Annotated in this window: 16 protein-coding genes; 9 read left to right on the top strand and 7 right to left on the bottom strand. The window is 43.3% G+C overall.

Going from position 1 to position 13,353, the window contains the following annotated elements:
- Window positions 1-371 precede the first annotated feature (371 nt).
- On the top strand, window positions 372-1,031 hold the full coding sequence (locus tag MHH52_RS20475) for a helix-turn-helix transcriptional regulator (protein WP_042190416.1): 660 nt from the start codon (window positions 372-374) through the stop codon (window positions 1,029-1,031).
- A gap of 121 nt (window positions 1,032-1,152) precedes the next feature.
- Complete coding sequence (locus tag MHH52_RS20470; RefSeq protein WP_042190413.1) at window positions 1,153-1,461, top strand: hypothetical protein; 309 nt, start codon at window positions 1,153-1,155, stop codon at window positions 1,459-1,461.
- 183 nt (window positions 1,462-1,644) lie between these two features.
- Here MHH52_RS20470 and sda read toward each other — a convergent pair whose 3' ends face one another.
- The 5 genes from sda to MHH52_RS20445 form a co-directional block, all read right to left on the bottom strand.
- Window positions 1,645-1,818 (bottom strand): sporulation histidine kinase inhibitor Sda, encoded by a 174-nt coding sequence (gene sda / locus MHH52_RS20465; protein WP_340004238.1) that lies wholly within the window; start codon window positions 1,816-1,818, stop codon window positions 1,645-1,647.
- 189 nt (window positions 1,819-2,007) lie between these two features.
- Window positions 2,008-2,340, bottom strand: coding sequence for a LytTR family DNA-binding domain-containing protein (locus MHH52_RS20460; RefSeq protein ID WP_313639789.1), 333 nt, complete (start codon window positions 2,338-2,340; stop codon window positions 2,008-2,010).
- Between the two features lie 21 nt (window positions 2,341-2,361).
- A complete protein-coding gene (locus tag MHH52_RS20455) occupies window positions 2,362-2,481 on the bottom strand; it encodes a cyclic lactone autoinducer peptide (protein WP_313639790.1) in 120 nt (39 codons plus the stop codon).
- Complete coding sequence (locus MHH52_RS20450; protein WP_340004237.1) at window positions 2,478-3,011, bottom strand: accessory gene regulator B family protein; 534 nt, start codon at window positions 3,009-3,011, stop codon at window positions 2,478-2,480. Before MHH52_RS20450 ends, MHH52_RS20455 begins: the two co-directional genes overlap by 4 nt.
- Window positions 2,986-3,651, bottom strand: a complete 666-nt coding sequence (locus MHH52_RS20445) for a hypothetical protein (protein WP_340004236.1) — start codon at window positions 3,649-3,651, stop codon at window positions 2,986-2,988. The genes MHH52_RS20450 and MHH52_RS20445 overlap by 26 nt, the downstream gene beginning before the upstream one ends.
- Before the next feature lie 135 nt (window positions 3,652-3,786).
- On the opposite strand from MHH52_RS20445, the gene MHH52_RS20440 reads away from it, so the two are divergent.
- Complete coding sequence (locus tag MHH52_RS20440; protein ID WP_340004235.1) at window positions 3,787-4,305, top strand: DinB family protein; 519 nt, start codon at window positions 3,787-3,789, stop codon at window positions 4,303-4,305.
- 78 nt (window positions 4,306-4,383) lie between these two features.
- Here the strand turns inward: MHH52_RS20440 and MHH52_RS20435 are convergent, their stop codons facing one another.
- Window positions 4,384-4,953, bottom strand: a complete 570-nt coding sequence (locus MHH52_RS20435; RefSeq protein WP_340004234.1) for a thymidine kinase — start codon at window positions 4,951-4,953, stop codon at window positions 4,384-4,386.
- 111 nt (window positions 4,954-5,064) lie between these two features.
- Here MHH52_RS20435 and MHH52_RS20430 point away from each other — a divergent pair, with 111 nt between their 5' ends.
- Genes MHH52_RS20430 through MHH52_RS20420 form a run of 3 tightly spaced genes read left to right on the top strand, consistent with a single transcriptional unit; the run spans window position 5,065 to window position 8,913 of the window.
- Entirely contained in the window at window positions 5,065-5,322 is a 258-nt protein-coding gene (locus tag MHH52_RS20430) for a hypothetical protein (protein ID WP_340004233.1), read from the top strand.
- A gap of 17 nt (window positions 5,323-5,339) precedes the next feature.
- A complete protein-coding gene (locus MHH52_RS20425) occupies window positions 5,340-7,073 on the top strand; it encodes an ABC transporter ATP-binding protein (protein ID WP_340004232.1) in 1,734 nt (577 codons plus the stop codon).
- Window positions 7,054-8,913 (top strand): ABC transporter ATP-binding protein, encoded by a 1,860-nt coding sequence (locus MHH52_RS20420; protein ID WP_340004231.1) that lies wholly within the window; start codon window positions 7,054-7,056, stop codon window positions 8,911-8,913. The genes MHH52_RS20425 and MHH52_RS20420 overlap by 20 nt, the downstream gene beginning before the upstream one ends.
- Before the next feature lie 207 nt (window positions 8,914-9,120).
- Here MHH52_RS20420 and MHH52_RS20415 read toward each other — a convergent pair whose 3' ends face one another.
- Complete coding sequence (locus MHH52_RS20415; protein WP_313639799.1) at window positions 9,121-9,426, bottom strand: DUF2627 domain-containing protein; 306 nt, start codon at window positions 9,424-9,426, stop codon at window positions 9,121-9,123.
- Between the two features lie 167 nt (window positions 9,427-9,593).
- On the opposite strand from MHH52_RS20415, the gene lpdA reads away from it, so the two are divergent.
- From lpdA to MHH52_RS20400, 3 genes are all read left to right on the top strand, one after another.
- Window positions 9,594-11,015 carry a dihydrolipoyl dehydrogenase gene (lpdA, locus tag MHH52_RS20410; RefSeq protein ID WP_340004230.1) on the top strand — a complete coding sequence of 474 codons (1,422 nt, stop codon included), beginning with the start codon at window positions 9,594-9,596 and terminating at the stop codon, window positions 11,013-11,015.
- Between the two features lie 234 nt (window positions 11,016-11,249).
- Window positions 11,250-12,281, top strand: coding sequence for a thiamine pyrophosphate-dependent dehydrogenase E1 component subunit alpha (locus MHH52_RS20405; protein ID WP_313639802.1), 1,032 nt, complete (start codon window positions 11,250-11,252; stop codon window positions 12,279-12,281).
- A gap of 3 nt (window positions 12,282-12,284) precedes the next feature.
- Window positions 12,285-13,271, top strand: a complete 987-nt coding sequence (locus tag MHH52_RS20400; protein ID WP_340004229.1) for an alpha-ketoacid dehydrogenase subunit beta — start codon at window positions 12,285-12,287, stop codon at window positions 13,269-13,271.
- The last annotated feature ends 82 nt before the right edge of the window (window positions 13,272-13,353 follow it).

Below are 13,353 nucleotides of genomic sequence, written 5' to 3'. Positions count from 1 at the left end.
ATTGTCATACTTTTGCTCTGAATCGCAGTATATTTAAATGAATAGTTGCATCTGAGTCCGATAGCTGAGCGAAATGGCAGAAATCAGCTTTATATGGTCTCCTCGGTCCGATACGTCAGAATTAGAGGTAAGTAAAGTGAATCAGGAAGCCGAAGGTAAAGAGGCAGGACACGGATAGTAAAACTGAGGTAAGCATAATCCAAATCCTTACAGAACGGTGCCATGTCTTCTCCGATCTTTTGTAAAGATAGGGTTATATTGGGTGTTGAGTGTTGAGAATTACCCTTCAGAAGCAAGTAAATACAAGGAATAATTGTTATAAGCCAACACAAATTGTTATGTTGTGTTATGATAGTAGGGAGGTGACTCCCATGAATGATTTTGAGAACTATCCCGATGAGCTGGGTAATTTCATTCGGCACATCAGAAAGACGAGAGGGTTAACCTTAAGAGGACTGGAAGAAAAGAGCGGCATAAGTTATTCACAGCTTAGCAAAATCGAACGTGGAGAGAGCATTCCGCTTAAGGACAATCTGGACAAGATCATTGAAGCGCTTGGAACAGATCTGAAGAATCGGATGTATCATTTGGCAGATTATATGCCAGATATTGAATATATCAAGACCTTGAAGCATGGTTATGAACTACCACAGCTTAAACAGTCTCAAGACTACATTTATGAGACAGCCTTTAACAAGCTTAAGGAATTCAGGGCAAAGGAAGGTAAAGAAACATCTTACGTTTCCTTTGATTCTAATGAAGTCATAGTTTATGAAACCGAATATGGGGCAGGAATGGTAATAGAGAAGATTGAGAAATACAATCTTACCGATGTCCTAAACGATAAGTTTGAGGGTTGCCTCGACTCCTTAAGAAAGAGCCCTCGGAAAGGGCGTCAAGCCTTTCTATTTGGTGAGTGGCTACGGGAGTGCGTTTATGAGCTGAAGGAAGAAGAACAGGATCAGGTCATACAAGCGCTCAAAGAATTTACTCAGTTTAAAGTACAACAAATAAAGGGTGCTTATAAATAATGTATGCCTTTCGTAAATGATCTCAAAAATGAATAATGTTGCCCTTTCTTGCAGCCATCTATTCATCTTGATCCATAAACTAACAACTAAAAATGGTTTGACAGAAAAGGGGATATTAATAATGAAAATTAACATGAAGTTTACCAGCAAGGGAAAAGTCGCTATAGAGAATTTTAATAACGAGGAATTGCTGGAGATCTTCGCACGATACATCAAGACATTATCCAAAAAATATGATATCGAAGTTGATGTTCCTCTTGAAGAGAATCAAAACATTGTTGGTGATGGTGCTGTAATCGCGACTGCACAAAATGTGAAATGTGATGTAGAAACATTTTTCAAAGAGCTGGGTAGAGATATTAAAGTTCCACTTAAGAAAAGACTTGGCGGCAAATTGGAGAATGTATTTAAAACGGAAATTACGGAGTAGGAAATTACTTTATTTCAGGGAGTAGTACTTGCTTCATACAAAGAAGGTAGGGCCCTTAGAGGCTCTACCTTCTTTATGTTGATGAAGTTAACATTAAGACAATCTAGAGAACACTCGCAGTAGAAGCCATGGGAGAATATATAATTGCGACATATTAAGTGAATTAATTAGGGTAGGGGGATGTTATACTTTTTCAGAATGTATGAGATCTCTACTGTCCAAGATTTCTTTAACAATCTCAATGAAATCTGGTAAAGCTTGTGCCTCAACCGCTAGCGCATAGATGTTAAGTAATTCTTCATCAGAAATCGATTCAAGAGATGAGGGTCGTGGTGAGGGATGAAAATAGTAATTCATTTGGTTCCTCCATCATAATTATGTTTTTTATTACATGTTTATCTATATGGTATCATTTGGAATACAATCCGTCTCCTGTCATTCATCCTACGAATTTCTCTTTACATCTGAGGGTAATTATGGCATAATGCCTTTTTTTGAGGGTATTAAAAAATAATCCCGACATGTTGAGAACATGTCGGGATCTTTTTAATCAGAGTCTTTCTTAAGAGAAGATAAGTATTTTTTTAGGCGAGGTTCATTGGACTCCGATACAGTTGTAAACTGCTCACCATGATTAAAACAAACGATTTTTCGTTCGGAATCATAGCCTTCGATGTTGTTAATGTTGACGACATTGCTGCGGTCAAGGCGTTTAAATCCCTTACCCTCATACGCTGTGAAAAGATCGGAAAGAGTGGTGGGGAGAACAAATTCGCCTTCTTTCGTATGGACGAATATTGTATTCTTATAATTCGAGAAATACAATATTTCTTCCTCCAGAATATCACAAGAGGAACCGTCTTTCTGTAAGACACGCATCTTTTCCCCATCCTTGTTTAATTACTTACGCAATTCTTTTGGAATTTCTGGGCTGTGAATGTAAGGCTTGATTATTGTTGCAAAGACAAGAGCGGATATGCCAAGCGCACCAGAAGCAACACGAGCAAGAGTTTTCTTCATCTACTGAACCTCCCTTGTAACGGAATGATTACTGTTAAGGACTGAATGAAAAAAGCCAGTCCGATGACAGACGAGTTAATCCAAAAATTCGAGAGTACTAACATGATGGATAACAGTTTCAATCCCAGGTACCGGTCTTTGGAGAGTTGTGCGTTTCGATCTGGATTCGGAGCAAATAAAACCATTGAAATTAGAGTGAATAGATTAATCCAGATCAAATAACTATGTGTAAGGAATGTAAGATGAGGGATTAACGAACATATAAAAATGGATGTGATATTACAAGCTCTTGCGGTCTTCAAGTGGGCTCCGCCAGAACACATCCGTAGCAATCCAAAACTTAATAGTGCGATCAATGTTCCCATGAATTGCCCTGTAAAGCCCCCTATAAGAAGAGAAACTGTAATAATGAATAAAGTATTCAAAATAATGCTTAGCGCATACTGCATCACTTCTATGGAATGAGTTTGCTCAGGGTTTGTTTTTTTTATGGCCGAAACGATTCTAAATGCTAAATGATTCATAGTCATTTCTGTCCTTCTTACAGGATAAGTACAAATACCCCCATAATATTACCCCATAACAAATAGGGATTAGGAGAAAATAGTCTGACCGAAAAAAGAATGAAACTGAAGTTATAATAAATAGAGCAGGAAGATTCATAGCAAATAGTATTTTCTCGCTTGAGCTTGGCTTTATTTTTATATCGGGTTTATCGGGTACAAAATCAAATCCTTTGCGTTTTCGACTCACATATACACCAATACCTATGGCTGCTAGAGCTGATAAAACTTGAAGTGCAAATATATTAAGAGAAACAGAATTGGAAGAGTCTAAAGGCAGTTTGATTATAAAGTTTAGGAAATAATAAAGAGTGGTTTGAATCACGGAATAAGCTTGATAAGCCATCCCGGTCAGTATGGAGGCATAGAAGGGATGGATTCGGAATAATAGCCACATAAAGAGTAACATTAGCGCATATTGTGAGAAAATATCCAATTGAAATAGGTTGTAGTTAGTCCGAAGAGAATAGGAGAAAAAACCCATTACAAAACTTCCGAACACCATCTCCTTATGATAAAGATCAATTTTGAAGATTTTAAAAGCTAAAAAGAAAATGGCATAGGTTTCTAGTCCTGAAAAAACCATGAAGAAAATAAAATCTAGCATGCCGACACTCCCGATGACTAGTTTAACAAATCTTAATATTGCAAGTATCATACATTATTAACTAAAATACAACTACCAGCACGTGACTTTTCTCCATATTTTTCAAAAATAATTCAATATGTGAGGTGTTTCTGTATGGATCAACGTCCAGAGAGTAATGAGTATTTGAATGAGCTGTCAAAGTATATCTCTTTAGTACCGACAGAAGGGGATATTAGGACTATTTTTAGAGAGCAGACGGCGGAGATTTGTACTTTTATTTCGAACCTTACGGAAGAACAAGGAGAGCATCGGTACGCTCCTGACAAATGGAGTATTAAGCAAATGGTCGGCCATCTAGCGGATACTGGAAGAATTATGTCTTATCGTTTGTTGCGCGTTGCAAGAGGAGATACGACTCCGCTGGCGGGCTTTGAGGAAAAGGACTATGTACTTACCGCAAATTTCGATGTGCACACTTTAGAAAAACTGCTGGCTCATTACAAGCTTGTTCGAGAGTCGACGCAAGCCCTTTTAGACACCCTGCCGCAAGAAGCATGGACTCGTAGGGGAACTGTTAACGATGGAACCATCTCCGCGAGAGCAGTGGCCTGCGTAATGATTGGGCATGATCTTCATCATTTGAATATTCTTAAAGAAAGATACCTTGTTTAAGCAAGGAACATTTCTTTATTTTTAAAAAAAAAGCATTTCAGAGGCCCACGCGGCTTCGGAATGCTTTTTTATACACGGTTACAGTGGAGGATTCTTGTGACATTTACGGCAAACTGGATAGTAGGCTTCGTTGCCGCCGATTTGGATTTGCTTGCCGCTGTATACAGGCTTACCATTTTCTACTCTTAGAGCCATCGTAGCTTTGCGCTCGCAGAACCAGCAGATCGTCTTCATTTCCTCAATTTTATCAGCGTAAATCAGCATATATTTGCTGCCTTCAAATAGCTGGTTCTGAAAATCATTTTTAAGTCCAAACGCCATAACTGGAATGCCTAGTTCATCAACGATCCGTACGAGCTGGAGAATACAGTCCTTACTTAGAAATTGACATTCATCAATAAGTACACAGTGTGGTTTGGGTTGGTTGCTGCTGATGATGTTATAAATATTGGTATTTTCGTCAACGGGTATTGCTTGTTTTCGCAGCCCGATGCGGGAGGATATAAAACCAACTTCGTCCCGATCGTCTATGGATGGAGTGAAAATGAGGACAGATTTCCCTTGCTCTTCATAATTATGTGCAACCTTGAGTATTTCAATTGATTTACCACTGTTCATTGCTCCGTATTTGAAAAACAATTGTGCCACTTCCATCTATCCTTTCGTAGTTAGCCAATAATTTGATCGTAAAAACGCGACCTTATTAGAGTATCATATTCGAGACATCTGTATCCAGTGAAAACATTGCGATAGAATTGGATGTGGTATGATAAAAAGAATCAAGAGATTGGAAAGGAAGTAATTAGTGTGACTGAAAAAATAGACGAATACAAGGAACGGTTAGCCCTGATTCAGCAGAATGGAAATCTATCTAGCGAGGCTGAGACTTTGCTGGAAGAAATGATGGCAGATTTGGTGGAAATGAATCGAAGCAATAAAGCGATGCGGCGGGCGATTATGAAAACTGGGCAGGCCTCCACGATGTCGACTCGTTTAAGGGATGCACTGTACGAATAGAAAAAGAGGGTATGCAAATGAGTTTGATTTTCTCTTTTCTCAAAAAATATAAGGTCGCTGCAATTGCTGCCCTAGTGATGATGTTCATTGAACTAGCGGTGGAATTGTCACAGCCTTTACTCATTTCCAAAATTATTGACCAAGGCATTAAAGAACAAAATTCCTCTGTAGTATGGCTCTGGGGCGGTGTATTGATCGGCAGTGCGGTAGTCGCGTTCATAGCCGGGGTACTTAGTTCTTTTTTTGCTGCCCATGCAAGTCAGAGCTTTGCTTTCGATCTAAGAGATAAGCTATATGAAAAGGTACAATCCTTTACATATGAGGTATTCAATCGGTTTGCTACCTCGTCGCTAATCACGCGTCTGACCGGCGATGTATCTCAGCTGCAGGACACTATATTTATGAGCCTTCGCTTTATGACACGGGTGCCACTGGTTGTGATGGGCAGTGTGATTATGGCACTGGTCGTCCATGTGAAGCTGGGATTATTTCTGACTGTAGCTCTACCTTTGTTGATGCTCTTCCTATACTTCATCATGAGAAAAGCTTCTTTGTTATTTCGCAAAGTACAAAATCGGCTAGACGGTGTGAATGGTGTAATTCAGGAGAATCTTACGGGTATTCGCCTAATCCGAGTGTTCGTGCGCATGGTGCATGAAATTGGGCGCTTCACGGTATTTAGCGGGGATTTGATGAGATCTACGGTATCTGCGCTACGTTTGACGGAGACGACGATGCCATTTGTTATACTTATTGTGAATGCAGCGATCATGTCGATCCTATGGTTTGGACGGATTGAGATTGCCAACGGGGATGCCACTTTAGGAGAAACCGTAGCAGTTATTAATTACTCTTTACGAACCATTGGAGCGTTGTCTGCTATATCTGGCCTTGTTGTAACATTTTCCCGTGCACGTGCCTCATCTCAGCGTATTACAGAAGTGATGGAAGCGGGAGCTGGGATTCGTGAAGGGGGGACTTTACAAGGTGAGCCAATTCAGGGCAATGTTAAATTTGAAGGCGTTTGCTTCAAATACCCTAACAGTGATATCTCTGTCCTAGAGGACATTACTTTTGAAGTTTCTGCTGGTGAGCGAGTAGCGATTATGGGAGCAACCGGATCAGGGAAGTCTTCTCTTGTCGGTCTAATCCCACGTTTATATGAAGAGACAGATGGCAGTATTTTTATTGACGGTGAAAAGAGTACCGATATCGATATTTCCAGACTGCGACGAGCGATTGGTTATGTACCTCAGGAATTGCAGCTTTTCAGCGGATCTATTCGCGATAATATCGCATGGGGCAATGAACACGCCACGCTGGCGCAAATCGAGCAAGCGGCAGCTGCCGCACAAATTCACGCAACAGTGATGGATTTGCCCAAAAGTTATGACACGATGCTGGGTCAGCGAGGGGTTAATCTGTCTGGTGGGCAAAAGCAGCGATTAACGATTGCTCGGGCGCTTGTGAGAAAACCAGCAATTTTGATCCTTGATGACAGCACCAGTGCGCTTGATGCGGTTACGGAAGGGCGTCTGCTGGAGGCACTGAAAGACATATCCTGCACAACCTTCCTGATTACCCAAAAAATCAGCTCAACGGCATCTGCCGATCTGATTCTGCTGCTGGACGAAGGGCGCTTAATCGGTAAAGGCTCGCATAAGGAACTAATGGCAAGCTCTGAGCTGTATCGAAGAATTTATGAATCACAGGTAGAGGAGGCGAAGCAGCATGTTCAAAGCATTACTTGAACCCTTTCGTCACCCTAAACCCGTAATTGAGCTTGGGGCAGGAAGAAGCCTTGGTTCAGCTGCTGGAGGGAAGCCAAAAGCAAAGGCGAAGGACTGGGCTGGCACACTGTTGCGGATATGGAGCTATCTTGCCGAGCGTAAAGCTAAGCTCTTTCTCGTCCTGTTAATGGTTGTCTTTAGCTCAGCATTAGCGTTGCTCGGACCCTATATGATTGGTAGAGCGGTGGATGATTATCTGGAAAGTACCGGTGGCCGCTCATGGGTTATTTTTCTGACCAGCCTCGCCTGTGTGTACATTTTTTATTCTCTGACTTCTTGGCTGCAAAATATATGGATGATCGAAATTGCTCAGGAAACTGTATTTCGGATGCGTACGGAGCTATTCTCCCATCTGCATCGTTTGCCTATCTCGTTTTTTAACCGGAGACAGCAGGGCGAAATAATGAGTCGTCTTACCAATGATATTGAGAACGTTAGCTCTACGCTGAATAGCTCGGCTATTCAGATCTTTTCCAGTGTTTTGACGTTGCTTGGAACGGTTGGTGTAATGCTGTGGCTCAGTCCTCTTCTGACACTGCTCACGTTCCTGGTCGTGCCCTTGATGTTATTTGGTATGCGCTGGATTACACGACGTACGGGTCCACTTTTTAAAGAACGTCAACGCAATGTAGGTGAGTTAAACGGTTATATTGAAGAGACGTTATCCGGACAACGGATAATCAAGGCTTTTTCACAAGAGGAGCGGGTCATCACTGGTTTTCATGAGCGCAACGAGCGAATCATGCTCTCTGGATATTGGGCACAGTCCATTTCTGGGTTCATTCCTAAGCTGATGAATGGACTTAATAATCTGAGCTTTGCTATTGTTGCTGGAGTCGGTGGTTTGCTAGCAATTCGCGGGGCGATTACGGTCGGAGTGATTATCGTATTTGTTGAATACACGCGTCAATTTACTCGTCCGCTTAATGATTTAGCGAATCAGTGGAATACGCTGCTGTCGGCGGTTGCGGGAGCGGAAAGAGTATTTGAAGTGCTGGACGGAGAGACTGAGGCGAAAGATGAAGGTGCAGCCACTTCGCTGGATAAAGTTGAGGGTGCAGTGAAGTTCGAAAAAGTATCTTTTTCATACGATGGAGGTTCTAACACGCTGCACAATATTAGCTTTGAAGCGAAGCCTGGCGAGATGATCGCCTTGGTAGGACCTACCGGTGCCGGCAAAACAACACTAATAGGGCTGTTATCCCGTTTCTATGATTCTAATCAGGGAAGGATTACGCTGGATGGCTTAGATGTCACTTCGATTCGGCGTGAAAGCCTGAGGAGCCATATGGCGTTTGTATTGCAGGATTCCTTTTTGTTTAAAGGCAGCATCCGCGATAATATTCGTTACGGGAGACTGGATGCTTCCGATGAAGAGGTCGAAGCGGCGGCCAAACTGGCTAACGCTCATTCTTTTATTATCCGAATGCCTGAGGGATATGATCGGATGCTCTCAGTAGATGGAAGCGGCATAAGCCAAGGACAGAAGCAACTGCTCTCTATTGCGAGGGCTATTCTTGCCAACCCATCCATACTTGTCCTTGATGAAGCAACTAGCAGTATAGATACAGTTACTGAAATCAAGATCCAGGAGGGACTTCAGGCGCTGATGAAGGGACGGACCAGCTTCGTTATTGCCCATAGATTAGGTACTATCCGCGCAGCTGACCGAATTCTTGTTCTTCAAGGGGGCAGATTATTGCAGCAGGGCTCTCATGAGGCGTTGTTGAAGCAAGGAGGCCTGTACAGTGAGTTGGTGCAGGGCGGCCGGAGAGAGGCGCTTGATAAAGCTGAGCATTAAACTGTGCATAAAAAGGCGAGAGTTTTCAAGGAGTCGCAAGTTGCGTCCGTGAAAACTCTCGCCTTTATATATTGTTTGGGTATCCAACATGCATATGAAGTGAGTCGTCAGATCGTTTGATTGCAGAATGTGCAATAGATTTCGATTCAATCTTCCGTTCTATATTCCTATAGTCAGAATTAATTAGCTACTTTTAAGTTTTGCTTCTTAGGAGATCGTTTCCTGCGCTGCGGCCTGTTTCGCTTTTTGTTTCTCCTTGAACCGAGGACCAACATAATTGCGTTTGCGGTCTCTTGCTAGAATCCAACCGCCAAGGAAGGTCATACCGGCTGCAAAGAGCAACAATCCACCGCCGAAATGTAGCCAGGCGAAATCTGGAACGACAGTATCGTCGCCATGCATGGATATGTAATTAAAAATATCATCCTTCATCATTAGAAAGCCCTTCATTGCAATTAAACCCGGAAACACAAGAATAAGGATGGCAATGAAGCGTGAAATTAACAGTTTCATAAGTGTCTCCTACCCCTCTTAGCCCTTTAGATTCATCCATATGATAACGCTTTAGTAAGAAAAAGTCCATTTGGATATGACGTTTATAAGTTTTGTAATACTCTGAAAAGAGAGTACAATATACATTGTAAAATGAACTTACGTGTAATGACTGGAGGATACATATCATGACAATTTCATGTGACGTGGCCATACTTGGCGGAGGAACCGGGGGATATGTGGCAGCCATTCGCGCTGCACAGCTTGGAAAGTCCGTCGTCGTCATCGAAATGGACAAACTGGGAGGAACCTGCCTGCACCGTGGCTGCATTCCTAGCAAATCGCTGCTCCGAAGTGCAGAAGTATATGCTGAAATCAATGAGAGCGAGAGCTATGGCATTGAGACAAGCGGTGTACAGCTTGTATTCCCTAAAGTACAAAAGCGCAAGGAAGCGGTAGTTGAACAACTTCATCAGGGCGTACAATATTTGATGCGCAAAAATAAAATACAAGTTATAAAAGGCAAGGGGCGCGTGACAGGTCCCTCTATTTTTTCCCCGCGTAGCGGTGCTGTAGCTGTGGAACTAGACGACGGTGAAATGGAAACAGTAGTCTCTAGCCATCTTATTATTGCTACAGGATCTCGTCCGCGTGTATTACCTGGTCTGGAACCAGACGGGAAAGTTATTCTTAGCAGTGATGAAGCACTCACACTCGACGAGTTACCCTCTTCCATCATTATTGTTGGGGGCGGAGTCATTGGGGTGGAATGGGCTTCTATGCTAGCTGATTTCGGAGTGCAGGTTACGGTAGTTGAAGCTGCTGGTCAGTTACTGCCTCAAGAGGATGAAGAGGTAGCTAAAGAACTGCAACGCTTATTGAAAAAACGTGGTGTTAAAGTACTGACTGAAACTACAGTGGATGCTGCAACCTGCAAGGTAACGGAGGATGGAATTTCGATCGATGCCCGTAAGGGAGAGCAAACCCAAAGTCTATCCACAGAAAAGCTGCTTGTATCCGTAGGTAGAGTAGCAAATATCGAGAATATTGGTCTGGAAAATACAGATATTCGCTTTGATAAAGGAATTATCGCTGTAAATGCTAGTATGCAGACGGCTGAACCGCATATTTATGCGATTGGCGACTGTATCGGTGGACTTCAACTAGCTCATGCGGCCAGCCATGAAGGCATTATGGCGGTTAATCATCTATCTGGTGAGAAACTACATCCTTATCATGCACATCTTGTACCGCGTTGTGTCTATACACGTCCTGAAGTAGCGAGTGTGGGTCACACTGAGAAGGAAGCTAAAGCATTGGGACATGATGTAGTGACTGGTAAATTCCCCTTTTCAGCCATTGGCAAGGCGATTGTATACGGCCAGAAGGATGGGTTTGTTAAAGTTGTAGCGGACCGAAGCACCGGAGATATTCTCGGTGTGCAGATGATTGGTCCTCATGTTACGGATCTAATCGGGGAAGCAGCACTGGCTCAACTCCTGGATGCAACACCTTGGGAGATTGGCGAGGCTATTCATGCTCACCCTACACTTTCGGAGATCATTGGAGAAGCAATGTTAGCTGTAGATGGAAGATCTATCGGGATTTAGTTTTTCTTAAAATATAAGAAAGTATAAGTTGCATGCTATATCCTTATATTTCTCGCTTAAACGCATACCGTCCTTATAGGGACGCCGAAGGCGTTTATACTTGGCATTTCTTTTTGGGTGGAAAGGGATTATAATAAACTCAAGCCAAGTCTTAGTACCAGGTTTTAAGATCAGGATACAATTGGTCTTAAATCCTGTAAGACTCAGGCTTTATGAATAAGGAGGTATCTCTTTATGGAATCCCAAGATACTGTAGAAACGATTAACAGACATAAGCAGCTTGGACTAAGTGACGGCCAAGTCATCGATATGTACAGATATATGCTGCTCGCACGTAAATACGACGAGCGCAGTCTGCTGCTTCAGCGCGCTGGCAAGATTAACTTTCATGTCTCCGGCATTGGCCAGGAGGCGGGTCAGGTGGCAGCAGCATTTGCGCTGGACCGGCAGAATGATTATTTTTTACCTTATTACCGTGATTATGCTTTCGTACTCTCCGTGGGTATGACTACTCGTGAACTGATGCTGTCCGTGTTCGCAAAGGCAGAAGATCCAAACAGTGGTGGGCGGCAAATGCCAGGCCACTTTGGTAGTAAGCGTCTGCGTATTGTGACAGGATCAAGCCCTGTAACCACACAGGTCCCACATGCGGTTGGCTTTGCTTTGGCAGCTAAAATGCAGAAGAAGAAGTTCGTCTCTTTTGTAACCTTCGGGGAAGGCTCTAGCAACCAAGGCGATTTTCATGAAGCTTGTAACTTTGCCGGAGTGAATAAGCTACCGGTTATTATTATGTGTCAGAATAATCAGTACGCTATCTCTATTCCTGCTCACAAACAGCTTGGTGGTAAGGTCAGCGACCGTGCACTGGGTTATGGATTTCCAGGTGTGCGTGTAGATGGCAATGATCCGCTGGAAGTTTATCGTGTCGTTATGGAAGCACGGGAAAGAGCCCTTGCGGGTGAAGGCCCTACGCTAATCGAAGCAATGATGTACCGTTTGTCTCCACACTCTACTTCGGATAATGATCTGGCTTATCGGACCAAAGAAGAAGTTGATGAGAACTGGAAGAAGGACGGCGTAGCAGGATTCCGTAATTACCTGATCGGTCTGGGATTGTGGAGTGACGAACAAGAACAAGATCTTGTTGCTGAGTGCAATCTTGAGCTTAAAGCGGCTATCGAATATGCCGACAACGCTCCGTTCCCGAAACCGGAAGATACACTGCTGCATGTATACAGTGATTCCGACCTCAAAGGAGGAGCATAAAAGATGGCTATAATGGAATATATCGATGCCATTCGGCTCGCGATGAAGGAAGAAATGGAACGCGATGAATCCGTGTTCGTGCTTGGAGAAGACGTTGGTCTCAAAGGCGGAGTATTTACTACAACTAAAGGTCTGCAGGAGCAATTTGGGGAAGAGCGTGTACTGGATACACCGCTTGCGGAATCAGCTATAGCAGGTGTTGCGATCGGTGCAGCCATGTATGGTATGAAGCCGATTGCGGAAATGCAGTATTCTGATTTCATGCTTCCAGCAACGAATCAAATTATTAGCGAAGCGGCTAAGATCCGCTATCGTTCAAATAATGATTGGAATTGTCCGGTGGTCATTCGTGCTCCAATTGGAGGCGGTGTATTCGGCGGTCTGTATCATTCGCAGTGTCCGGAATCGATTTTCTTCGGTACACCTGGATTGAAGATTGTCGCACCATACTCTGCTTACGATGCTAAAGGACTACTGAAAGCAGCCGTACGTGATCCTGATCCGGTTCTATTCTTCGAGAATAAGAAGTGCTACAAGCTGATTAAGGAAGAAGTACCAGAGGACGATTACACGGTTCCTATTGGCGAAGCCAATCTGCTGCGCCAGGGAACGGACATTACGGTTATTGGCTATAGTCTGCCATTGCATTTTGCGATGCAGGCAGCAGAAGAATTGGAGCGCGAGGAAGGCATTACAGCTCATATTCTGGATCTACGCACCTTGCAACCTCTTGATCGTGAAGCGATCATAGCTGCTGCTCGTCAGACAGGAAAGGTACTGATTGTGCACGAGGACAATAAGACAGGCGGGATTGGCGGCGAAGTGGCGGCGATTATTGCTGAGCATTGTCTGTTCGAGCTCGACGCACCGATCTTCCGTCTTTGTGGTCCTGATGTTCCGGCGATGCCAATTAGCCCGCCAATGGAGAAGTTCTTCATGCTAAGCAAAGAAAAAGTGAAGGCGGAAATGCTTCGACTGGCGCAATATTAAAATAGTTGAGTGGACGCGAAGCTTCGTAAAACATAAGCCATTGCTTACGATGCAAGTTTTACTGCGAAGTATTTCTAAGAAG

The organism is Paenibacillus sp. FSL K6-0276 (genome assembly GCF_037977235.1).
GTDB lineage: Bacteria > Bacillota > Bacilli > Paenibacillales > Paenibacillaceae > Paenibacillus_AQ.
The sequence above is the reverse complement of the archived record's forward strand: the minus strand, read 5'-3'. Positions and strand labels throughout refer to the sequence as shown.

Excerpts from the sequence above, each read along its gene's own strand:
- MHH52_RS20475 (WP_042190416.1), top strand. The coding sequence starts at position 372 with ATGAATGATTTTGAGAACTATCCCGATGAGCTGGGTAATTTCATTCGG.
- MHH52_RS20470 (WP_042190413.1), top strand. The coding sequence starts at position 1,153 with ATGAAAATTAACATGAAGTTTACCAGCAAGGGAAAAGTCGCTATAGAG.
- sda (WP_340004238.1), bottom strand. The coding sequence starts at position 1,818 with ATGAATTACTATTTTCATCCCTCACCACGACCCTCATCTCTTGAATCG.
- MHH52_RS20460 (WP_313639789.1), bottom strand. The coding sequence starts at position 2,340 with ATGCGTGTCTTACAGAAAGACGGTTCCTCTTGTGATATTCTGGAGGAA.
- MHH52_RS20455 (WP_313639790.1), bottom strand. The coding sequence starts at position 2,481 with ATGAAGAAAACTCTTGCTCGTGTTGCTTCTGGTGCGCTTGGCATATCC.
- MHH52_RS20450 (WP_340004237.1), bottom strand. The coding sequence starts at position 3,011 with ATGACTATGAATCATTTAGCATTTAGAATCGTTTCGGCCATAAAAAAA.
- MHH52_RS20445 (WP_340004236.1), bottom strand. The coding sequence starts at position 3,651 with ATGCTAGATTTTATTTTCTTCATGGTTTTTTCAGGACTAGAAACCTAT.
- MHH52_RS20440 (WP_340004235.1), top strand. The coding sequence starts at position 3,787 with ATGGATCAACGTCCAGAGAGTAATGAGTATTTGAATGAGCTGTCAAAG.
- MHH52_RS20430 (WP_340004233.1), top strand. The coding sequence starts at position 5,065 with ATGTGGTATGATAAAAAGAATCAAGAGATTGGAAAGGAAGTAATTAGT.
- MHH52_RS20425 (WP_340004232.1), top strand. The coding sequence starts at position 5,340 with ATGAGTTTGATTTTCTCTTTTCTCAAAAAATATAAGGTCGCTGCAATT.
- MHH52_RS20420 (WP_340004231.1), top strand. The coding sequence starts at position 7,054 with ATGTTCAAAGCATTACTTGAACCCTTTCGTCACCCTAAACCCGTAATT.
- MHH52_RS20415 (WP_313639799.1), bottom strand. The coding sequence starts at position 9,426 with ATGAAACTGTTAATTTCACGCTTCATTGCCATCCTTATTCTTGTGTTT.
- lpdA (WP_340004230.1), top strand. The coding sequence starts at position 9,594 with ATGACAATTTCATGTGACGTGGCCATACTTGGCGGAGGAACCGGGGGA.
- MHH52_RS20405 (WP_313639802.1), top strand. The coding sequence starts at position 11,250 with ATGGAATCCCAAGATACTGTAGAAACGATTAACAGACATAAGCAGCTT.
- MHH52_RS20400 (WP_340004229.1), top strand. The coding sequence starts at position 12,285 with ATGGCTATAATGGAATATATCGATGCCATTCGGCTCGCGATGAAGGAA.